This is a genomic window from Syntrophomonas erecta subsp. sporosyntropha, from assembly GCF_055395365.1.
This window is the reverse complement of record NZ_AP042459.1, coordinates 1,400,193-1,422,232: the sequence shown is the minus strand read 5'-3', so window position 1 is coordinate 1,422,232 and position 22,040 is coordinate 1,400,193. Positions and strand designations below refer to the sequence as shown.

General features: G+C 45.0%; 18 protein-coding genes. All 18 read right to left on the bottom strand.

All coding sequences use genetic code 11. From position 1 onward, the window contains the following. Nucleotides 1–19: 19 nt before the first annotated feature. On the bottom strand, nt 20–994 hold the full coding sequence (locus ACZ5Q0_RS06920) for a gluconeogenesis factor YvcK family protein (protein WP_446818740.1): 975 nt from the start codon (nt 992–994) through the stop codon (nt 20–22). Further along, nucleotides 995–1,882 (bottom strand): RNase adapter RapZ, encoded by an 888-nt coding sequence (gene rapZ, locus ACZ5Q0_RS06915; protein WP_446818741.1) that lies wholly within the window; start codon nt 1,880–1,882, stop codon nt 995–997. Continuing rightward, on the bottom strand, nt 1,846–2,634 hold the full coding sequence (locus tag ACZ5Q0_RS06910) for a PHP domain-containing protein (RefSeq protein ID WP_446818742.1): 789 nt from the start codon (nt 2,632–2,634) through the stop codon (nt 1,846–1,848). Before ACZ5Q0_RS06910 ends, rapZ begins: the two co-directional genes overlap by 37 nt. 71 nt (nt 2,635–2,705) lie before the next feature. After that, the gene (locus tag ACZ5Q0_RS06905) at nt 2,706–3,743 is read right to left on the bottom strand and encodes a bifunctional phosphoglucose/phosphomannose isomerase (RefSeq protein ID WP_446818743.1); all 1,038 of its coding nucleotides are present in this window, start codon (nt 3,741–3,743) and stop codon (nt 2,706–2,708) included. A 138-nt stretch (nt 3,744–3,881) separates the two neighbouring features. Beyond that, nucleotides 3,882–4,841: an ROK family protein gene (locus ACZ5Q0_RS06900; RefSeq protein WP_446818744.1), complete on the bottom strand. Its 960-nt coding sequence runs from the start codon at nt 4,839–4,841 to the stop codon at nt 3,882–3,884. 48 nt (nt 4,842–4,889) lie between these two features. Further along, a complete protein-coding gene (locus tag ACZ5Q0_RS06895) occupies nt 4,890–6,017 on the bottom strand; it encodes a DUF362 domain-containing protein (RefSeq protein ID WP_446818745.1) in 1,128 nt (375 codons plus the stop codon). A gap of 11 nt (nt 6,018–6,028) precedes the next feature. Continuing rightward, nucleotides 6,029–6,841, bottom strand: coding sequence for a Cof-type HAD-IIB family hydrolase (locus ACZ5Q0_RS06890; protein WP_447182299.1), 813 nt, complete (start codon nt 6,839–6,841; stop codon nt 6,029–6,031). Next, complete coding sequence (locus ACZ5Q0_RS06885; protein WP_446818747.1) at nt 6,831–7,649, bottom strand: Cof-type HAD-IIB family hydrolase; 819 nt, start codon at nt 7,647–7,649, stop codon at nt 6,831–6,833. The genes ACZ5Q0_RS06890 and ACZ5Q0_RS06885 overlap by 11 nt, the downstream gene beginning before the upstream one ends. Nucleotides 7,650–7,804: 155 nt before the next feature. Then, the gene (locus tag ACZ5Q0_RS06880) at nt 7,805–8,161 is read right to left on the bottom strand and encodes a phage holin family protein (RefSeq protein ID WP_446818748.1); all 357 of its coding nucleotides are present in this window, start codon (nt 8,159–8,161) and stop codon (nt 7,805–7,807) included. Nucleotides 8,162–8,261: 100 nt separating this feature from the next. Further along, a complete protein-coding gene (uvrC, locus tag ACZ5Q0_RS06875) occupies nt 8,262–10,073 on the bottom strand; it encodes an excinuclease ABC subunit UvrC (protein ID WP_446818749.1) in 1,812 nt (603 codons plus the stop codon). 42 nt (nt 10,074–10,115) lie between these two features. Continuing rightward, on the bottom strand, nt 10,116–12,983 hold the full coding sequence (uvrA, locus tag ACZ5Q0_RS06870) for an excinuclease ABC subunit UvrA (RefSeq protein ID WP_447182298.1): 2,868 nt from the start codon (nt 12,981–12,983) through the stop codon (nt 10,116–10,118). A 295-nt stretch (nt 12,984–13,278) separates the two neighbouring features. Beyond that, nucleotides 13,279–15,276 carry an excinuclease ABC subunit UvrB gene (gene uvrB / locus ACZ5Q0_RS06865; RefSeq protein WP_446818751.1) on the bottom strand — a complete coding sequence of 666 codons (1,998 nt, stop codon included), beginning with the start codon at nt 15,274–15,276 and terminating at the stop codon, nt 13,279–13,281. Between the two features lie 19 nt (nt 15,277–15,295). Then, nucleotides 15,296–16,366 carry a hypothetical protein gene (locus ACZ5Q0_RS06860; protein ID WP_447182297.1) on the bottom strand — a complete coding sequence of 357 codons (1,071 nt, stop codon included), beginning with the start codon at nt 16,364–16,366 and terminating at the stop codon, nt 15,296–15,298. Between the two features lie 108 nt (nt 16,367–16,474). Further along, complete coding sequence (locus tag ACZ5Q0_RS06855) at nt 16,475–17,710, bottom strand: PDZ domain-containing protein (RefSeq protein WP_446818754.1); 1,236 nt, start codon at nt 17,708–17,710, stop codon at nt 16,475–16,477. A gap of 125 nt (nt 17,711–17,835) precedes the next feature. Continuing rightward, entirely contained in the window at nt 17,836–18,981 is a 1,146-nt protein-coding gene (locus ACZ5Q0_RS06850; RefSeq protein ID WP_446818755.1) for a S41 family peptidase, read from the bottom strand. A 294-nt stretch (nt 18,982–19,275) separates the two neighbouring features. Then, the gene (locus ACZ5Q0_RS06845; RefSeq protein ID WP_446818756.1) at nt 19,276–20,412 is read right to left on the bottom strand and encodes a murein hydrolase activator EnvC family protein; all 1,137 of its coding nucleotides are present in this window, start codon (nt 20,410–20,412) and stop codon (nt 19,276–19,278) included. 43 nt (nt 20,413–20,455) lie between these two features. Continuing rightward, nucleotides 20,456–21,337 (bottom strand): permease-like cell division protein FtsX, encoded by an 882-nt coding sequence (ftsX, locus tag ACZ5Q0_RS06840; RefSeq protein WP_446818757.1) that lies wholly within the window; start codon nt 21,335–21,337, stop codon nt 20,456–20,458. Next, entirely contained in the window at nt 21,334–22,014 is a 681-nt protein-coding gene (gene ftsE / locus ACZ5Q0_RS06835; RefSeq protein WP_446820798.1) for a cell division ATP-binding protein FtsE, read from the bottom strand. The genes ftsX and ftsE overlap by 4 nt, the downstream gene beginning before the upstream one ends. Nucleotides 22,015–22,040 lie beyond the last annotated feature (26 nt).

Genomic DNA, 22,040 nt, shown 5'->3' with positions numbered 1-22,040 from the left:
TTAACAACAACGGTAAAGTTTAAGGCCGATTGATCTGCCCTTTAAGAACATTAATTACTACCCGGGCTAATTTATCACTATCATGCCAGGCCACATCATCATCAGAAACTAAATCAGCGGCAATAACATTTATCCCCATGGCCTGCAGTTCTTCAGCAGAATCCACTACCGGCACCGCCTGTTCTACCCAATAACGTTCCAAACGATTCTCGTCTATCTTACCGGAATTCACTATCACATAATCAAATATTTGCCTGTTAATATGGTCAGTAATAGCCTTAACATGATCCGCCGCCGAGAAATTATCGGTTTCCCCATTCTCGGTCATTATATTACTGATAAATAAAGTCAGGGCTGGTGAATTAATAATAGTATCTACCACTCCACTAACCAGCAGATTAGGTATGATACTAGTATACAAACTCCCCGGTCCCACAATAATAGCGTCTGCCTCCCGGATAGCCTCTAAAGTGGCTGGTACAGGCAGGCAGTGTTCCGGAATCAGGGAAAGCCTTTCGATAGGCTGGGCGTATTCACGAATGGATGTTTCCCCATAGATCAAAGCCCCATCACGCATGCGTCCTCCCAGGACGACATGATCCAGAGTAGCAGGGATTACCTTGCCCCGTACCTTTAAGACCTTACTCACTTCTTTAATGGCACTGACAAAATCACCAGTAATTTCCGTCATAGCTACTAGTAAAAGGTTGCCCAGATTATGCCCATGCAGGCTGCCATTCTGGTTAAACCTGTGTTGAAAGACCTTATCCATTAGGGTTTCAGTCTCAGCTAAAGCCACCAGACAACTGCGGATATCGCCAGGGGGTAAAACTCCTAATTCAGCACGTAATCTTCCCGAACTCCCACCATCATCTGAAACCGTAACTACGGCAGTAAGCTGCGAAGTGTAAGCCTTTAAGCCCTTGAGCAGCACGGATAAACCCGTACCCCCACCTATAACCACAATTCGAGGTTCGCTAACGTGGTCTATCATTTACTCCTCCACTTTGTACTTTGCAATATCTCTATGCCGTACCATCACATTATATCCCATCTTCCTAAGCTGCCGGCCGATATAATCAGTTAAAGCCACTGAACGGTGTTGTCCGCCGGTACAGCCGATGGATACCGTCAAACTGGTTTTTCCTTCTTTTACATAGTGAGGTATTAAAAATTTTAGCAAATTTAAAAAGCGACGGGTGAATGATTTGGTAACTGGTGAATCGAGTACATAGTTAATAACTGGCTGGTCTTCTCCGGTCATGTTGCGCATAACTGGATCATAAAAAGGATTGGTCAAAAATCGTACATCGATAACGATATCTGAATCAAGAGGAATGCCTGATTTATAACCAAAAGAAAGCAAGTGGACAATAAAACCGTCCTTTTCGTGTTGTTTAAAGTGTTGTTGGAGCTTATCTTTTAGTTCCCGGGGACTGAGGTTGGAAGTATCCACTACCACACCCGCCTGCCCGCGCAGTTCCTCCAGCATATCTCTTTCCAGTTTAATCGCATTTAAAAGATTGCGATTTTCTGATAATGGATGCCGGCGTCGAGATTCTTTAAAACGACGTACCAAAACCTCATTAGAGGCCTCCAAAAACAAAATCTCAAAAGGTATACAGCTTTCTTTTAACTCTGCCAAGGCCTGGGAGAGGTCATTAAAAAACTCCCCCCCGCGGACATCTGCTACTAGGGCTACCTTATCTACTTTTCCTTCTGATTGTATGCTTAGTTCTACAAATTTGTTTAAAAGCGCTGGAGGCATGTTATCAACACAATAGTAGCCTATATCCTCCAAGCAGTTAACCGCTTGGGACTTCCCGGCTCCAGAGAGCCCGGTGATTATAAGTACGTATAAGTCTTCATTTTTTTGCACCATTGAAAGCTGCCTCCCCTTTTCCCAGCATTGGCCACCTTCTGGGAATCGATGTTCAACCTTTCAATAACATCACTACCATAATTAAGTTGACCTACGCTTTCCGGAAAATGGCTATCACTATTAACGATAAATTCTACCCCTAAATCATCTGCTTTCATTATATCAGAAATATCCGGGTGTTCATGCCCGCAATTTATCTCGAATAAAACCTCGTTTTTAATACAGGCCCGGGCCACTTCAGCAACATTGATACGGAAAAACAAACCCGGGTGGGATAAAATATCCAGACGGGGATTATTGTAAATAGCTTCGACAATAGCTTTGGTATTGGCATTAATAGCCTTCTGGCGCTGACTTTTTCCCAGATGACGTAAAGAATTCTGCAGAAAAATGTCCAGCCCATCTTGTATAGAGGTGGGCCAGGTGTAGGGGTGTAACCCGGCAATAACTATATCCAGTTCTTCAATAACATCAGATGGAATATCTAAACTGCCCTCCATATCTCGGATATTAGCTTCTGCCCCCACCAAAACCTTAACTCGTGACTGTTTTTTATTAAGTTCCTCAATGTGCTGCTGCATTTCCAGGTAAACCCCGGCATCCTTTACGCCGATTCCTACTGCCAGGGGCCCATGATCAGTAATTGCTACCTCTTTCAGGCCCCGATCACGGGCTGCAGCCACTACCTGTTCCACATCCTGATGTCCGTCACTATTACGGGTATGAGTGTGATAATCACCGTAAAATTGCATCCCATTCCTCCCGGATAATTGGTATTTAAATATTTTGGGCATAACTATCTCGGAAATGTTCCAACCAGGTCTTATTCTTTAGCCAGTTCCGCCTTTAAAAAGTCAATAACCTGCACCGGGGTAGGATTAAGTCCATATTCCAAAGCTAAATAGGCACTGGCATAATCCCCCACATATACCAGGCTATAAAACCGAGCCAGGTAAGATGTTCCCTGACTAGGCACCTCAATAATATGTTTTACCCGGTCACGGATAATATCCGTAGTTATCTGTAAGCGTTTTTTTATTCTTTCATGATCCCCGGAATCACGCAGGATAACCAGCACCATTTGCCTTATAAGCTCTTTAGGAACTTCAAAGCCTACGATTTCATTATGGTTTAATTCAGGAAACACATTATAATATGCAGGTGCTTTGGCATTTTCATTGATCTGTGCCTTCCACCGCAGGGCAGCTACTTCAGAAACACCACTACTTCCCCATATCACCGGAATACTATCTTTAATTTTCTCTGCTATGGCCCGGGCTAGGTTCTGGGGGGCTAATATATGAGGATTAAGATCTTCCCTCAGTGCCTGCAAAACCTGGACTGTTTCCACTATTTCTTCTCTAACCCCGCTTAAAATGCCAACCTGTTCCAGAAACAGCGCCAAAGGAGCGAATAAATATCCGGTAGCTGCCCGGGGTACTAGATCACCAGGCACTTTGATTATTGAAAACCCATCTTCCGTAGCCATTTGCGCCAGTTTTCCGCCACTAGTCAAACATACTACATCAGCCCCTTTATCCCGGGCTTGCTGGTAGGAACTGAGGGTTTCTTCAGTATTCCCTGAATAGCTTACTGCTATAAAAAGAGTATTCTGGTGTACAAAAGCAGGTACATTATAATCCCGGTTAACCACCACCGGCAATGATGCCCGGGGTAAAGCATAGGTTCTGAGGATATCCCCGCCAATAGCTGAACCTCCCAGGCCAGAAACTACTATGTTTCTATAGCTTTTCTGATATTTTTCGGCAAAAGGGTAGTTTAGTTCCAGGCTCTTATGGAATTGGTCGGGCAATTCATACAGAAAGCCCATCATTTTTTCCGCTGTCAAAGTCTGACTCACATTCGTTCCCCCTACCTTAAGTTTTTTCTTATGCCCAGTTACCTATTCCCGGCTATCAGTTCAGCCTGCCCTTGCTATCACCCACCTGCCGAAATCGCCCATAAGTATAAGTTACATGTGGTGAAGGTTAGTAACTGGCTACCTGCCCTGGGCTATGGCTGCCAGGCATCCATACAGAACAATATCCTCTCCCAGTTGGGTCACTTCAATCTGTAATCCCTGCCGGTACATGGGAAAAACCAGGTCTAAAACCCTGCTTCTAACCTTTTTAAGGACTAAATCCTGCCATCCCTGGGCTACCCCTCCACCTAGTACCAGTTTACCTGGATTAAAGGCATGCACCAGATTAACCAGGGTAATTACCAGGTAATCAATAAACTTATCCACTATCTCCTGGGCCTCACGGTCACCTTTACGGGCAGCTATTCCCACTTCATAGGCTCCTACCAGCTTCTTTTCCTCGGCTGCGGCATAGGCTAAGATCCCCTGTCCCTCTCCCTGGTCTACCAGAAGCTGTACTTGACCGGCAATAGCTGTTCCTGAGATCAGGGCCTCCACACAGCCCCGACGCCCGCAGCCACAGGTCACACCATTAGAATCAATAATCATATGGCCAATCTCCCCGGCACCACCCTGCTCACCCCGGTACAACTTGCCTCCGGCAACAATACCAGCTCCCACACCGGTACTGATGGTTAAGTATAAGAGATGACCAGCCGGGCTGTCTCCATAGTAGTATTCTCCTAGTGCTGCCATCCCGGCATCACTTTCTACCTGCACCTGGTACCCGAGACGTTTTTCCAGTTCCTCACGCAGTGGAACTTTTCCCCATCCTAGATTAGGAGAATTGTAAACAACCGCCTGGGGATAAGAAATAGGTCCGGGAGACCCTACTGCTATCCCCCTTAGATGTCCCCCTTTAGCCAGGTATTTACTTAATAGGCTATCTACCTGGCCGGCAATATCGTCCAAAATAGCTGTAGCCGGACGCTTACTGCGGGTAAGAAATTTTCTTTTTTCTAGTAGTCCAGCCCGGGTTCCTGCTGCCACCAAAGTCTTAGTAGCTCCCAGATCCACGGCCATAATTATGTCCTGCATTTATAGGCCACCTTTAACCTAATGTGGGGGACTAAGCCATCAGCTGCTTTATTGCACCTCTACTAATTCATATTCCATGGAACCTAATTCTATTTCCTGCCCATGAACTAATTGAGCTTCCCAGGGAATATCCGGGTGAACTCCCCTGAATTTATCATCTCCCGGCTTAAGCCCTTCTATGACTGAACCTGGCATAGCCGCACTATTATTGACCAGATCACAGCAGGCTTTATCTAGAGCTACCGGATCTAATGAAGCCAGCATCCCTATATCACCTACAATTGGTACATCATTAAAAGCCATACAGTCACATTCCGGGCTAATATCTACCACAAAAGAGAGATAAAAAACCTTGCCTTCTTTACCACTCACAGCCCCCAGGGCATATTCGGCCATTTTCTCCTGTACTGCCTCAGGGGTAGTTCTCCAATTCGGTCTTATCGCTCCAAAAGTGCAGGTTACCATACATTCGCCGCAACCCCAACACTGCTCTGGAGTGATCATGGACTTTCTTCCCGCCTTGTTCCCTGACCAATCCACCATTGCAATGGCCTGGGCCGGGCACCACTGTACACAGCGTGAACATCCGGTACAATTCTCCTCCCGTATCTTAGGCAGCACATCAGAATGCATTTGCTGCTTACCACTACGGGAGCCTAGACCCATTCCTATGTTTTTTATGGCCCCGCCAAATCCTGCCAACTCATGACATTTGAAGTGAGACATTACCACCATAGCATCAGCATGATAAGCTGCCCCGGCAATATGCACTTCTTTAAAGTGTTGGCCTTTAATAGGTACTTTGACATAATCTTTACCAGTCAGACCATCGGCAATAACCAGGGGAGCCCCTACTACGGCATAGTCAAAACCATTCGTAATCGCTGTCTCCAGATGATCCACTGCATTGGAACGGCTGCCTACATACAAGGTGTTAGCATCAGTAAGAAAAGGCCTCCCCCCCCGTTCCTGGATGAGTTGAACCATCCTGCGTATATAAGGGGGACGAATATAGGCCAGGTTACCACTTTCACCAAAATGCAACTTTACCGCCACCAGATCCCCCTGATCTATGATGGTATCTAGACCAGCCTTTTTAGCCAGCCGCTCCATTTTGTCCAGCAAACCTGCTTTACTGCTGCTACGCAGATTGGTAAAAAACACTTTAGATGGCATAAACCACACTCCTAGTCTGTGTATTGTAATATATATTGATACAATGCCGCCCGTACCCCTTCCTCATCATTGGACAGGGTAACAAAGTCAGCCGCTAATTTTATATCCAGAGGGGCATTGCCCATAGCTACACCGATGCCAGCCCATTGCAGCATAGGCAGATCATTATAACTATCCCCGATAGCCATAACTTCCTGGCGATCTATACTGTAACTCTCCGCGATGACTTCCAGGGCATGAGCTTTGGTAGCCTGGGCATCCATGATCTCTAAATAACAGTTTTTAAAGCGGCTGATGTGTAATTGATGACCAAAATGGTGTTTTAACAAGGTTTCCACTTCCCTCATTTGCCGGGGCGATTCAATAATAGCCATGATTTCTTCCGGCGGTCGTTTACTGATGACGGGAAGCAGATCCTCAACCAAAACCGGATCCGTTTCCGTGACCTGCAAGTATTCGGTAACCGGCTCGGTGATTTCTTTTAAATAAAGCTGATCACCACTGTAGATATGATGACATATATTTTCCTTCTGTAGCAGTTTAATGATCTGAATGGCCCGTTGGGCTGGTAAGGTGCGGTTATAGAGCACTTCCCCGGAATCAGAGTATTTAACTAATGCCCCCTGATAGGTGATTAAAGGCAGATTGATCTGCAATTGGTGAGCAAAAGGCACAGTATGACGATACATTCTGCCAGTAGCCAAGGTTACCAGAACCCCCTGCCGGCGCACAGCCTGAATAGCCTCCCGGGCCGGCCGGGATATCCCCCGGCGTGAATCCAGCAGGGTATCATCCAGATCAATAGCTATCAGCTTAATTCCCATCCGGTCTCTCCAGCACAAAACGGTGCAAGCATTCGGTTACCCCTTCCTCCTCATTACTGCTGGTTACAAAATCAGCTGCATCTTTGACTACTTTCCGGGCATTCCCCATAGCTACACCGATACCAGCCCATTCAATCATAGCCAGATCGTTGTAACTGTCACCTATCGCTAAGACCTGACTACGTTTAATTCCATAATGATTGGCTACTACCTGCAAAGCATCCGCCTTGTTAGCTTCCCGGTCCATTATCTCCAGGAAAAATGGTTTGGAACGGGTAATATTAAGACTTTTGCCGTAACGGTGTTTCAGCTCCTCTTCCATCTCCACAAGCATCTTTTCATTATCAGTTACCGCCATTATTTTTATAGGATGGTTACCCTTAATCGCTTCAAAAAGATCCTTTACTATCACCGGCTCAACTCCAGCCAGATTAGAGTACATTTTCCCCTCCTCGGTAAGCCCTTCCAAATAGAGCTGATCATCCAGATAAGTATGGAAATGAACTCCGGCACGCCGGAAGTATTGCATTATTTCTACGGAAACATTATAAGCAACCGGCCGGTAATAAAGAATATCCCCGGAACGGGAATTCTTAACTAAAGCCCCCTGGTAAGTAATTAAAGGAAGGTCCATTTGCAACTGTTTGGCATAAGGCAAAGCTGAGCGGTACATCCTTCCTGTAGCCAGGGTAACCCGTACCCCCCGGGCTTGTACCTCTTGTATCGCTCTGACACAAGACTGGGAAATTTTTAAACCTGCATCCAGCAGGGTATCATCCAGATCAATAGCTACCAGTTTAATAGCCATGTTATCCTCCTTTGGTAGGTAAAGTAGCTTATATGTCATATGGGATGGAAGCGGAAATTATGCCTGTATGTTCCTGCATTACATTATAATGCAGGCGTTGATATTAAGAAGCCGAGCAAAAGCCCGGCTGAAAAGACTGGTGGTATATCGGTTGGTTATCGAAAGCGGAATATCCTGTCTTCCACTAAATAACTGATAATAAAACTAATAATACTTAAAACAATAGCACTTAATATAGCCCAGCCAAATCCGTGAATATCAAATCCTCTAATAGTGGCCGCAGTTATCCAGAGCATAAAACCATTTATAACAAACGTAAAAAGTCCTAGCGACAGGATATTCAAGGGCAGTGTAAACAAAAAGAACAGCGGGCGAATTATGGCATTAATTATCCCCAGAAAAACTGACCCTACAATAGCAGCCCATAAAGTTAGTTCAAAACCTGGTAAAATGGCGGCGGTTAATATGATAGCCAGTATGTTTAATAACCACCTGAGTATCCATCCCTGCACGATGATATCCCCCTTTCCTATTTTAAATAAATTGTTCAATTAAAATACGTCTACTTACGAAATATTCTAGCATATCTTTCCCTTTATTCGTCTTGATTTCTTACAAATCCTGTTTTCCCCCACCAGATCCCCGAAAATAATCATATACCTGCCCGGCCACCCGGCGATTCATACCTGGCACCTGATTTAATTCCTCTAAGGAAGCCTCCCGAATTTTGGCGACTGATCCGAAATAGCTCAAAAGTGCCCGGCGCCTTTGCGGCCCTACCCCCTCAATATTATCCAGTGCTGATGTAGTCATCTTTTTAGAGCGGCGCAGGCGGTTATACTCGATAGCAAAACGATGAGCTTCATCCCTTATTCTCTGCAGCAGCTTTAATCCTTCATCATTACGGGGTAAAACCAGCGGGTGGAAATTGCCAGGACGGTAAATCTCCTCATTTTTTTCAGCCAGACCAAATAAAGGAATATCCACCTGTAATTCATCAAGTATACCTTTTACAGTATTAACCTGACCCAGACCGCCATCAATAATAACCAGATCCGGTTCCGGGAGAAAGGCTGGATTAGCCTCCCGGGCCTGTTTAAAGCGTCTCTTAAGGGTTTCCCTTAAAGAAGCAAAATCATCATTCTGGTCTGTTTTTATCTTAAAGCGGCGATAAGCCTGGTAATCGGGGACTCCATCTCTAAATACCACCATCGCAGCTACCGTTTCCTTACCTCCCAGATGAGATATGTCAAAACATTCTATTCGCTCAGGCAGTACCTCTAAATCTAGTAATTGGCTTAGATGCAAAAGTATCTCCTGCTGGCGTTTATCTTTTTCGTGTTTCTCTTTCCATAACAGATCGGCGGTTTCCACCGCCATTTCCAGAAGGCGTTTTTTGTCCCCCCGGCGGGGAATTTTAATCTGTACCTTACGCCCGATAAGTTCCGTAAGCCATTCTTCTACCCATTCCAGTTCGGCCGGCAGAATATTAACCACAATTTCAGCAGGAATATCGTGATTGTCTGCATAAAACTGCTGCATAAAAAAGCCCATAACTTCGGATCCTTCCTCGTTGATGGGCCGTTTCAGCCAGAAGGTCTCCTGGGCTATCATTTTGCCGCCCCGAATTTTAAATACCTGTGCCAAATCCTCCTTTTCTTCGCCGACCATGGCAATAAGGTCAAGGTTAAAAGGGGAATTTAGTACTACCTTTTGTGTTGCACCCAGCTTCTCGATAGCCTGTATCTGGTCCCGCAGACGGGCTGCTCTTTCAAATTCCAGACGGTGGGAGGCTGCCTGCATTTCCCCCCTCTTAAGCTCCAAAACCTCCCGGAAATCCCCTTCCAGGAAACTTATAAGCTGATCTGCCACCTGCCTGTAATCCTGCTTACTTATTTTAGCCATACAAGGAGCCGGGCATTTATGCAGATCATAATTTAGACAAGGCCTTTTCCGGGCTTTAAGGGTCTTACAGGTACGTAAAGGAAATATAGTAGTTAACAAGCGTAAGGTTTCCCTTAAAGAGGTTACATCTGTATAAGGGCCAAAATACCTAGAAACACCATCTTTTTTCTCCCGGGTAATATATACCCGGGGGAAATCCTCCCCTATAGATATTTTCAAATAAGGATAAGTCTTATCATCCCGTAGATCAATGTTATAGCGGGGTTGGTAAAATTTTATGAGATTGTTCTCCAGGATCAGGGCTTCTACCTCACTACTGGTAACCACAAAATCAAAATCAGCCACCCGGTTCATCATAGCCTGCACCTTAGGATGCAGCTTTTCAGAAGATTGGAAATAAGAACGCATGCGATTGCGAAGGGCTTTAGCCTTACCAACGTAAATGACCTTACCCTCCCCATCCTTAAACAGGTATACCCCCGGTTTTAAGGGCACATTTTTCAGTCGTTCCTTCACCATCTTTTCACTCCATCTGCTGTGGTTAAAATAAATAGCCGGGCATTAACCTAAAGCCTGACCGCCTACCCGAGCTGACAGGGTAGTAGAATCTAACAGGGGAAGCAGGTATTTACCTGTATAAGAATACGAACATTCCGCTACTTCTTCCGGGGTACCCTGAACCACAATCTGCCCCCCATTATCTCCCCCTTCAGGTCCTAAATCGATAATATAGTCAGCACATTTTATTACATCCAGATTATGCTCAATAACCAGCACGGTATTTCCATTGTCCACCAACTTGTTTAGAACAATCAGTAAATGTTTAACATCATCCATATGCAGGCCGGTAGTCGGTTCATCCAGGATATATAAAGTTTGGCCGGTAGAGCGTTTTGATAGTTCGGTAGCTAATTTAACCCGCTGGGCTTCCCCACCGGATAAAGTAGGTGCCGGCTGTCCCAGTTTAATATATCCTAACCCCACATCCTGTAACACCTTTAGTTTGCGGTATACCCGGGGAATATTTTCGAAAAACTCCACCGCCTCAGTCACAGTCATCGCCAGCACATCAGCAATAGTTTTTCCTTTATATTTCACTTCCAGGGTCTCCCGGTTATATCTTTTCCCTTTACATACCTCACAGGGAATATAAACATCAGGAAGAAAATGCATCTCTATTTTAATAATCCCATCCCCGGAACAGGCCTCACATCGTCCCCCCCGGACGTTAAAACTAAAGCGCCCCGGTTTATAGCCACGCATTTTAGCTTCCGTAGTCTCGGCAAATAGTGCCCGGATACCATCAAAAGCCCCCGTATAAGTAGCGGGATTAGAACGGGGGGTCCGTCCGATAGGAGACTGGTCAATATTAATTACTTTGTCAATTTCCTCTACCCCTATCATGTCCTGGTGTTCACCAGGTCGATGCCGTCCTCCGTGTAAGCGCTTCATCAGGCCCGGGTAAATGATGTCTTCCACCAGGGTACTCTTGCCCGAACCGGATACTCCGGTAATGACTACCATCTTACCCAGGGGAATATCTATATCGATATTTTTAAGATTATGCTGGCAGGCCCCTTTTATGGTCAGGTGTTTACCATTACCAGGACGACGCTGCCGGGGCATTTCGATCTTAAGCTTCCCGGACAGGTATTGTCCGGTCAAAGACTCCTCCGCCTTAATAATATCTTTAAGGCTGCCCTGAGCTACTACCCGGCCTCCATTTATCCCGGCCCGGGGGCCAATATCAACTATATGATCAGCATTATAAATCGTATCTTCATCATGTTCCACCACAATTACGGTATTACCCAGATCCCGCAGCCGTTTTAAAGTGGCCAGCAGCCGATCATTATCCCGGGGATGCAGACCAATACTAGGCTCGTCCAAAACATAAAGGACCCCTACCAGGCTGGAACCAACCTGAGTAGCCAAGCGAATTCGCTGGGCTTCTCCACCGGACAAGCTCCCTGCCGAACGATCCAGGGTCAAATAATCTAGTCCTACATCCATCAGAAAACTGAGACGCTCTTTTATTTCCTTAATAACCTGACGCGCAATTACCATTTCCCTTTGGTCTAATTGCAGCTGTTCAAAAAAGGCTATAACCTCCTGTACTGATAAAGCAGTAACATCAGTAATAGACCGGCCCCCCAGCAGCACCCACAATATTTCCTGACGCAGCCGCTTACCCTGGCAGGTAGGACACAGAGAAGTCGTCATGTATTTTTCGATATCCTCTCGGGAAGCGTCTGACTTAGTTTCATGGTAACGACGGTTCAGGTTATTAATTATCCCTTCATAACTAGAGCGAAAACTGCCCTTCTCCCCATAAGAATTAGTATAGGAAATTTTGAAACGTTCTCCCCCGTTTCCATACAAGATAACCTGCCGCTGCTTTTCATTCAGTTCTTTGAGAGGGCGATCCATAGGAATACCATACTGTTCAGCCGCCGCCGCTAAAACCTGATTATAATAAGTGAAAAAACTGCTTGACCAGGGGATAATGGCTCCATCTTCCAAACTCTTCTCCAGGTCCAAAACCAGAGAGGGGTCAATCTCTCGCTTTTCCCCCAGACCATCACAATCCGGACAGGCTCCAAACGGGCTATTAAAAGAAAACATCCGGGGACTTAGTTCGGGCAGGCTAAATCCACAGTCCGGACAGGCAAACTCCCGGCTAAAAAGCATATCTTCTTCGCTTTTATCGTCCTTGATGAGGCGAATATTCACACTGCCTTCGCTTAGTTCAAAAGCCAATTCCAGAGATTCTGCCAACCGGCTCCGAATCCCCTCTTTAATGACCAGACGGTCTACTACCGCACTAATATCATGTTTTTTATTTTTATTAAGCTGGATCTCTTCGTCAGAAGTATACTCATAGCCGTCAACAATAACCCGCACAAACCCGTCCCGGAAAAGGTTAGCCAGAACTTTTTTATGTTCACCCTTCTGTCCTTTTAGCACCGGAGCCAGCACCTTAATCTTGCTTTTGCGAGGAAGGTTCATCAGGGTATCCACGATCTGGTCAATAGTTTGCCGACGAATAGGCTGGTGACAGTGGGGACAATGGGGCCGCCCCACCCGGGCAAAAAGCAAGCGCAAATAATCATAAATTTCTGTAACTGTTCCCACGGTAGACCGCGGGTTATTAGAGGTAGACTTTTGATCTATCGAAATAGAAGGAGACAATCCTTCTATATAATCTACATCCGGTTTATCCATCTGCCCCAGAAACTGGCGGGCATAGGTAGACAGTGATTCTACATAGCGGCGCTGTCCTTCACTATAAATAGTATCAAAGGCCAGACTGGACTTACCGGAACCAGACACACCGGTAAATACTATTAGCTTGTCCCGGGGAATGACTAGATCAATATTTTGCAGATTATGTTCCCGGGCACCTTTTATCAAAATAACATTCTTCACTGAAATTTCACCCTTTACTGTAATAACCCTCAACATTTTTCTTTGCATTCTATTTAGGACTAAAAAGTTTACAGCGGCTTAAGTTTACATCCGAAATATAAGCATATAAACCCTGAGGATTAAGCCTTTTAAAACATTATCTAAACAAATGTTGGGTATTCTAAACTAATGTTTATATGCATCTAAACACATTTTGGTTATTATCAACTAACGTTAATAGGTACCTAAACAAATGTTTATTTCCCTGCCCACATTTATGTGCATAAGTATTCCGGCTCTACTCCCTACTTTTCCATTACCGGCGGCGTTTTCTGGATTTTTTACCGGGCGGGGCCTGCAGTTCTCGGATTAGATCCCGTAACTGGGCGGCCCGCTCAAACTCCAAACTTTCAGCCGCCTGGCGCATATCCTTTTCTATTTCGGCCACCAAATGTTCCCGTTCTTCGCGGGCCATACTGTGGAAATTATGCACCTCATACTCAGAGGGTTCTTCTGCTATAGTAGCCTCTACGGCTGCAAAAACTGCTTTTTTAATCGTCTCAGGTGTAATATGGTTTACCCGGTTATATTCCATTTGCTTTTCCCGGCGACGATTAGTCTCATTAATAGCCTCCTGCATCGAGGGGGTAGTTACATCAGCATACATGATGACCCTACCTTCAACATTGCGGGCCGCCCGGCCAATAGTCTGAACTAAGGAGCGTTTAGAACGCAAAAAGCCCTCTTTGTCGGCATCCAGTATAGCCACCAGCGCCACCTCCGGCAAATCCAGGCCCTCCCGTAGTAGATTTATCCCTACCAATACATCAAAAACCCCATTACGCAGGTCGCGAAGTATTTCCAACCTTTCCAGGGCATCTATATCAGAATGCATGTAACGTACCTTTATATGGGCATCAGCCAGGTAATCACACAAATCCTCTGCCATGCGCTTAGTAAGGGTAGTAACCAAAACCCGGTAGCCTTTGCCTACCGTCTGCCTTATCTCCTCCATGAGATCATCAACCTGGTTCTGAGTGGGCCGTACTACCACCTCAGGATCAATCAGTCCGGTAGGACGGATAATCTGTTCCACCACCTGCTGACTCTGTTCCAGTTCATAATCACCGGGAGTAGCACTAACATATATTACCTGGTTTATCTTCTCCTCAAACTCCGCAAACTTAAGGGGCCGGTTATCCAGGGCCGAAGGCAGACGAAATCCGAAATTAACCAGATTTTGCTTACGGGAGCGATCCCCTTCATACATACCCCTAATCTGGGGTACACCAATGTGGGACTCGTCCATAAAAAGCATAAAGTCCCCGGGGAAAAAATCTATCAAGGTATAGGGAGGCTCTCCCGGAGCCCGTCCCGTAATATAGCGGGAATAGTTTTCTATTCCCTTGCAATAGCCTACCTCTTTAATCATCTCCAGATCATAGCGGGTGCGCTGCTCAATACGCTGTTCTTCCAAAAGTTTACCTTCTTTTTTTAATATCCGGCACTGCTCAGCCAGCTCTTTTTCTATTTCCTCTGCAGCCGCTAACATTCTCTCTTTGGTAGTCACAAAGTGGGAGGCCGGAAATATCATAACATGCAGGCGCCGGCCATATATTTCACCTGTCAGAGGATTAAACTCAATAATCCGTTCAATTTCATCACCGAAAAATTCTATTCGAATAGCATCTTCTCCCGTAGAAGCAGGGAATATTTCCACTATATCCCCCCGCACCCGGAAATTCCCCCGGGAAAAGGCATATTCATTACGCTCATACTGGTTATCCACCAGCCGTCTAAGCAATTCATCACGGGAAATTTCCATCTCCGGGCGCAGGGATATAGCCATCCCATAATAATCCTCCGGTGACCCTAAGCCATATATACAGGAAACGCTGGCTACAATAATTACATCCCGGCGCTCCAGCAGAGAGGCCGTAGCCGAGTGCCGCAATTTATCAATCTCATCATTGATAGAAGCATCCTTCTCAATATAAGTATCCGTCTGGGGTACATAAGCCTCCGGCTGGTAATAATCATAATAGCTGATAAAATATTCTACGGCATTATCCGGAAAAAACTGTTTAAATTCCGAGTAAAGCTGCCCGGCCAATGTTTTATTAGGGGCCATGACCAGGGTAGGACGCTGCATCTCCTCAATAATACTAGCCATAGTATAAGTTTTGCCCGAGCCGGTAACCCCCAAGAGGGTTTGCTCCCTTAGCCCCTGTTTAATCCCCCGGACCAACTGATCAATAGCCTGGGGCTGATCACCCCGGGGTTGATAATCAGAATGCAAAACAAACTTCTTCATAATTTATCCCACCATAAAATTAGAATATTTCCCCCATCTCCTGCCTAATTTCAAGGCATTTCTGGTCCAATTGTTTAAAATCCATAAGTGCTGTATAAACTTTTTTTAATTCTTTAATACTCCGGTGGACTTCTCCCAATTCAGATTGGGCCTTAAGCATAAAAGTTTCATAAGCGCGACGATCCTCACTCAACCTGACATCCAGTTCTTCCGGCTCATATTCATCTAGACACCCGCCGGTATCAATAACCCGATCCCATGGTTTAATAGATATTTCCATAGTGCCGGCATCAACTAAAGCCAGACCCAGATTAAGAATAACTACCATCACCAGGCTATCCGGATCAAGTCCGCAATGGTAATATTCTAAAAAATAACCCTTGTCACGAGCCTGACTGGCCAGATTACTGATAATCGTCGATTTACCGCTGCCGGCTGGTCCTTTAAGAATAATGCGCTTTTGACAACGGGAACTGATCTCATCTATATAGTTTATCATTCCCTCACTTGTGACCGCACTAGCAAAATAATGCTTCTCACCTGGAATGTAATCTAAAATCTCCCGGGCCAGTTCTTCAGTATATTGCTGTATTTTCCCTATGTTCAAATGGACTGCTGTTGTCTGCCTGATTTCGTTTTTAAGACGGCCGGCACTGCGTAAATGACTACAGGCGCTTTCCCGGTGTTTTTCCACCTGGTTAATCAACTGAATAATTTCATCCTTATGTGCGTAAAGAGCCTTCTTATCCCAAAATTCACCTAGATTAATGATTTCCCCGGTAATCCCAGGGTATTTAGGATCTATAGCCTGAGGAAGACTGCCATCAACTACCGCAGCTTCCAGGCGGGGAATGTATACCCCTTCCGGGGAAACTGAATCTAGGGCCGAAACCCAAAATTCTATTTCATAACCCTGATCGCAAAAGGCTTCCCCCAGAAAACGGATTAAGGTTGACTTCCCTGAACCGGCTGCTCCTTTTAAAATAAAAACCTTACGCATCCCTTCCAAAAGTTTTGGTATAAAGGTAAAAAAACCCTGGTTGGTATAACTGCTGGCAAAAACATAGCGGATTTTTCCTTTATTGGCCATATGCATTCTCCTTTGCCCTGGTCTTTCTACCAATATATTCGCTTTATACACAAAAGGTTAATACTCCTTAAACCCGAGGAAAAATCTTATTATATAAATAAGCCGCCCTTACTTTTTCCTAAACCTCCCCGCCAGACGCCGGCCTATATCAAACAAGGTCTCTTCCTTTACAGCCAGATAACGAGGAGTATATGGCTCAGGAGCCAGGACCAGACCGGCATTTCCTGGACTACTCTCCATCTGTATAAACATTTGTTTTTCTCCCCGTTGTACTTGCAATTGCCAGGGAAGCTGATCCCATTTGTAAAAACTCTCCCACTGGTAATTACGGTTTATCTTAATATGGTTTACTTTCAGTATAACATCCCCCGACTTAAGACCGGCCTGGGCAGCCGGGGTATGGGGCCTAACCTGAAGAATTTTAACCCCTGCCGGAGGTTTAGTATAAATAGGTTGGCGCTGGCTTTCCCTTTGCATCCCTAACCAGATGACTAACTCATGTCCCAGCGGACTAAATAAAGCTGCTACTAATAATAATTCAGTATAACGAGCTGCCAGTATTGATAAAATTAACAATATAAAACTGAAGCCAAATAAATACCGGGATGACTCCCGCACCTTATCACGGGGAGCAGCCGTAGTCCCTATTTCCCCATATCCCAGTACTGCCAGGACAGGAAGCATAGTATATATCCGTTCTCCCTGAAGCCCGCTATAATCTTTTAACAAAGGCCACCAATCCGGCATAGTGATTCCAGCTCCTGGTTCACCGAATCCTACACTTACCAGGGCAATCAACGGCAGGGGCCAAAACTTTTGCAGGTTAAATCCCCCCCGGATACTGTTATGCTTTTTCACATAAACCGGAATAGGGTTAAGATGGCCATTAAGCCTTATGAGCAGACTTTCCACCATATGCAGTACGGCAATCAGCCCCATTAATTGGGGAATATCGATAACCGGATAACCGAAAAGCAAACTGGATAGTGCCAGCAGGCCACCTGCATAAGCAAAACATAGAAAACGCGGGTTTATAAGCATTAAAAGCAGGGCAATTACCCATAAGTGCATAATACCGATATTATATAAATCGATGCCGGTAATAATTAACAGGAGGCTACCGATTACTCCGCCTAGCAAACCCAGCAGGGTAGACACCAGGGCAGAAAGCAGGTAAGACTGCGCCTCCGTATTAAGCAGTTGGGCTGACATAACTTCCATTCTCCGGTACTGCCAGCTGACAATCACAAATAAAATAGCATAAATAATTAAAAACAAAGGGGATAAAAACATTTCCTTCATTACCTGCCCCATAAGGGCCAGAACTGACCAGATAACATCCATCTTAACACCCCCCTACTCTTCTTCTAAACAATTGTTAAGCTACATAAACATTTGTTTAGAAGCTAGAAATTGAAAGGGAAAACCGTAGTTTTCCCTTTTGCATAGTCCTCTGTTTATAATTAGGATTAAAACATTTCTTTTTTAAGGACTTCAATAGCCTTTTCTAATTGTAGATCTTGTTGACCCTCCGGATCTTTTTCCACTATATAATCAGGAGCAATACCTATTTCATTTATATCAGTTCCTTTAGGAGTAAAATACTTCTGGGTAGTCAGTTTAAGAGCTCCGCCATCCCGCAGGGGAAATATGGTCTGTACCAGACCTTTACCATAAGTCTTTTGCCCCACCAGTACTGCTCTCTGATTATCTTGTAAAGCACCAGCCAGAATCTCTGAAGCACTGGCACTATCCTGATTAACCAGAACTACCAATGGTATATCAATACTACCCGGGGAAGCCCGGTGAACCGCTTTATGATTATGAGCATCAACTACACTAACTACTTCTTTGCCATCCAGGAAAATACCGGCAATAGCTATAGAAGCCTCAAAATCGCCGCCCCCATTATCCCGCAGATCCAAAATTAAGCCCTTAATTTTTCCTCCGCTGACCAGTCGGTTCATACTATCAGTCATTTCCCTGGCCGAACGAGCATGGAACTGGTTGAGGCGGATGTAGCCAATCTCCTCCGGTTCTAAAATCTTATCCTCTACGGAAGGTACCTTAATAAGCTCACGAATAATTTTAAAATCGTGTTCCTTCCCATCTGCTTCTCGATAAACCCCCAGGGTCAGTTGGGTACCCGGATCTCCCCGCATTAGCTGAACCGCATCATCCTGGCTCATACCTAGAGCACTTTCACCATTAATGCGAATAATAATGTCTCCATGTTTAACCCCTTCCTGGTAAGCCGGGGTACCTTTAATAGGAGCCACCACCTTTAACCGGCCCTGATCGTCCTGCAGCACATAAACCCCTATACCTCCGAACTGGGCATTGAGGCGAAATTTTAAATCCTCCCAGGTCTCCTGGTCCAGGTATTTGGAATAAGGGTCCTTTAAAGAATCAACCACACCGGCAGTTGCTCCCTGAATTAAGCGCGGGGCCGAAGCTTCGTATAAAGATTGTGAGTTTATTAAGCCAATTACACTCAGCAATGTCCCTAACCCAGCCGCATTAGTGATAAACATGAATAGCATTCCTGCCACCACAATTACCCCGATCAAGGAAAAAAATATATTTAGCCCCCGTAACCATCCTCTATTTTTCAAAATTTCACCACCACTAGTATTTTATTAGCTATATACAAGTATTATGTTAGCCCACTGGAAAAGGGAACACAATGTTTTTGCTGGGCATAAATAAAAAAGGATCTTTGCCGGAAAAGAGCGTATCAGGAAAAAAGTGTACTATAGAAAAGTGCTGCAAAACAGCATATTATTATACCTTTATGCCAGTCATGTCATCCCCGGGCTTATTTCGCCAGGGGGCTAACCTTACATTGTTTTTAAAAAGAAAAAACGTGCCAGAAATATGTTTCTGACACGTTGATAAACTGTTTTAGATTAACGGATATATTGCATAGGATTAGTAGGAGATCCATTAATGCGGACTTCGAAGTGAAGATGAGGACCAGTACTCCAGCCGGTACTGCCTACCTTGCCGATGACCTGTCCTTTAGTCACTGAAGTCCCTTTTCCTGCCAGGATAGTAGACTGGTGTGCATACAGGGTGGAAATGCCCTGGCCATGGTCAATGACTACTACCTGTCCATAGCCATTCATCCATCCCGAGTAGATAACTGTGCCCGCATCAGCAGCAACAATATTGGCTCCCGAGGGCGCGCCGATATCTACCCCGGTATGTAATTTGCGCTGTTTTAATATGGGATGATAGCGCATTCCATATTCAGATGTAATCCTGCTATACCCAGGGGCCGGCCAGGTATATATCCCGGTACCCAGGGGAGTAGTACTGCCCGCCTGCAGGCGGCTGATAATAGATTCCAGTTCCCGGGAAGCCTGTTCCAGTTCTTTCAGGGCCCGCTCTAACTGGGCCTTCTCCTGCTGAACCCCGCTCAGTAATTGTTTTTTCTCCTGCTGCTGTCCGGCCAGACTATCTTTAAGGTTCTCCTGGCTGGCCTGGATTTTCTCCATTTCTTTTTTCTTGACCTCAAGACTACCCTTTTTCATTTCCAGATCATGTTTCTGCTCATTAACTGCTTCGATCAGTTCTACATCCTGTTCAACTATACTGTTGACCATATCATAGCGAGTCAGAAAATCCTGGATGTCCCTAGCAGCTAAAAGAACTTCCAGATAAGATATGTCACCCTGCTCATAAACAAATACTAACCTTTCACTTAATATATCGCTTTTTTTCTGCAGTTCCTTCTCCGCTTTTTCTATTTCTTTCTCGGTCTTATTAATACCTTGCTCCAAAAGGGCAATCCGATCTGCGGTACTGTTTAATTGTGCCTGGGTAGCAGAAATATCGTTCTCCAGTGATTGAATCTGCCCCATGATAGTGCGTTCTTTTTGTTTAGCATTATTAACCTGACTGCGGGTTTTATCTATTTCCCGGCTAACATTATTCAGCCGGTTCTGATGGTCATCCAGTTCGTCAGCATATACCGGTAAAATTACCGTTATCATAAAAAACAAAACCAATGTAAATGCTAAATTCCGTCGGCCCTTATTCACCTGGCAAACTCCCCCTTTTCCCCAAACATATTAGTTTAAGTTCTTAAACATCTAGAAAACGATTTAACGATATAAAAGTACCTAAAATACCTAAAATAACTGCTGTTCCCAGCAATCCCAGGTAGATGTTTAATAATAGTGCTGAATCGGTCACCAAGGTAATAAAAACCAGGGTTCCCATCCGGTTAATTAACGAACCATAACCAGCTGCCAATAGTGCAATAGCTAACAATCCACCTAGACCGGCCAAGATAATACCCTCGATGAAAAATGGCCAGCGAATAAACCAGTTAGTGGCCCCAATAAGCTTCATCAGGTAGATCTCTTTACGGCGGGAAAATATGGCCAACCTGATAGTAGTAGCAATGAGAAACACAGCTCCAGCCGCCAGCAGCACAATGAAGCCCAGGCTAATCACTCTTACCCAGCGGGTAACATTAAAAAGCCTTTCTACTACTCCCTGTCCATAATTCACCTTGTAGACCCCATAGGTTTTGTCTACCTGACGGGCAATAGTTGGAACTTTATGAGGATCCCGGGCCTTAATATCCAAGGTATTAGGCAAGGGATTTTTCCCGATAGTATCTTTTAAATCATAGTCAGTGCCATAGCTCTTTTGAAGCTTCTTTAAAGCTTCATCCTGAGAAACAAAACGAACTGATTTTACCCCTTCCAGGGATTCAATTTCCTCCTGGATCTCACTTAATTCTGAAGAACTAAGGGATTTATCAAGAAACGCCACGATTTGCACATCGGACTCCAGACGGTTCATAAAACTACCTGCATTAATGGTCATAAGAACTGCTATACCCAGAATAAGAATAGAGATGGCTACGGTAGAAATAGTAGCTATACTTAATAGCCGGTTCCGAGCCAGCGAACGAAAGGCTTCCCGTATAAAATAAACAATCCGGCTCGGCTTCATGCTTCAACCTCCCCGGCTGGTGTATCAGAAGCGATCTGGCCTCTTTCCAGGGTAAGAACCCTTCTACGGGCCGCCCGCACCAGATCCCGGGCATGGGTAGCCATTACGACTGTAGTCCCTCGGCGATTAATATCATATAGCAGTTCCATAATTTCGTGGGAAGTATCTACATCCAGATTCCCAGTAGGCTCATCAGCAATTAAAAGTAAAGGGCGGTTAGCCAGAGCCCGGGCTATACCTACCCGTTGCTGTTCTCCTCCTGAAAGCTGTGAAGGCAGACTGGTCTCTTTGCCCTTAAGGCCTACCATGCCTATAACTTCATCTACCCGGGTGCGGATATCACGGGAAGAGGCCCCCACTACTTCCATAGCAAAAGCAATATTTTCCGCTACGGTTTTATTCTCCAGGAGTTTAAAATCCTGAAAAACTATCCCCATATTCCTTCTCAACTTGGGAACTTCGTTTTTCTTCATGCGCACCACACTGCGCGCCGCTACAAAAATCTGACCCCGGGTAGGTAATTCTTCCCGGGTTAACATTTTAATTAGAGTTGATTTACCAGCCCCGCTAGGGCCCATTAGGAAAAGAAATTCTCCCTGATCTATCTTTAAGGAAATATCATCCAGAGCTTTTACACCATTAGCATATACTTTGGAGACATTGTAAAATTGAACCAGCATTAATCTACCTCCAAAAAAAAGAA

Coding starts and splice junctions, on each gene's coding strand:
- ACZ5Q0_RS06920 (WP_446818740.1), bottom strand. CDS start 994: ATGATAGACCACGTTAGCGAACCTCGAATTGTGGTTATAGGTGGGGGT.
- ACZ5Q0_RS06910 (WP_446818742.1), bottom strand. CDS start 2,634: ATGCAATTTTACGGTGATTATCACACTCATACCCGTAATAGTGACGGA.
- rapZ (WP_446818741.1), bottom strand. CDS start 1,882: ATGGTGCAAAAAAATGAAGACTTATACGTACTTATAATCACCGGGCTC.
- uvrC (WP_446818749.1), bottom strand. CDS start 10,073: ATGGTGAAGGAACGACTGAAAAATGTGCCCTTAAAACCGGGGGTATAC.
- ACZ5Q0_RS06895 (WP_446818745.1), bottom strand. CDS start 6,017: ATGCCATCTAAAGTGTTTTTTACCAATCTGCGTAGCAGCAGTAAAGCA.
- ACZ5Q0_RS06855 (WP_446818754.1), bottom strand. CDS start 17,710: ATGGATGTTATCTGGTCAGTTCTGGCCCTTATGGGGCAGGTAATGAAG.
- ftsX (WP_446818757.1), bottom strand. CDS start 21,337: ATGAAGCCGAGCCGGATTGTTTATTTTATACGGGAAGCCTTTCGTTCG.
- ACZ5Q0_RS06860 (WP_447182297.1), bottom strand. CDS start 16,366: ATGGCCAATAAAGGAAAAATCCGCTATGTTTTTGCCAGCAGTTATACC.
- ACZ5Q0_RS06885 (WP_446818747.1), bottom strand. CDS start 7,649: ATGGCTATTAAACTGGTAGCTATTGATCTGGATGATACCCTGCTGGAT.
- ACZ5Q0_RS06890 (WP_447182299.1), bottom strand. CDS start 6,841: ATGGGAATTAAGCTGATAGCTATTGATCTGGATGATACCCTGCTGGAT.
- uvrB (WP_446818751.1), bottom strand. CDS start 15,276: ATGAAGAAGTTTGTTTTGCATTCTGATTATCAACCCCGGGGTGATCAG.
- ACZ5Q0_RS06900 (WP_446818744.1), bottom strand. CDS start 4,841: ATGCAGGACATAATTATGGCCGTGGATCTGGGAGCTACTAAGACTTTG.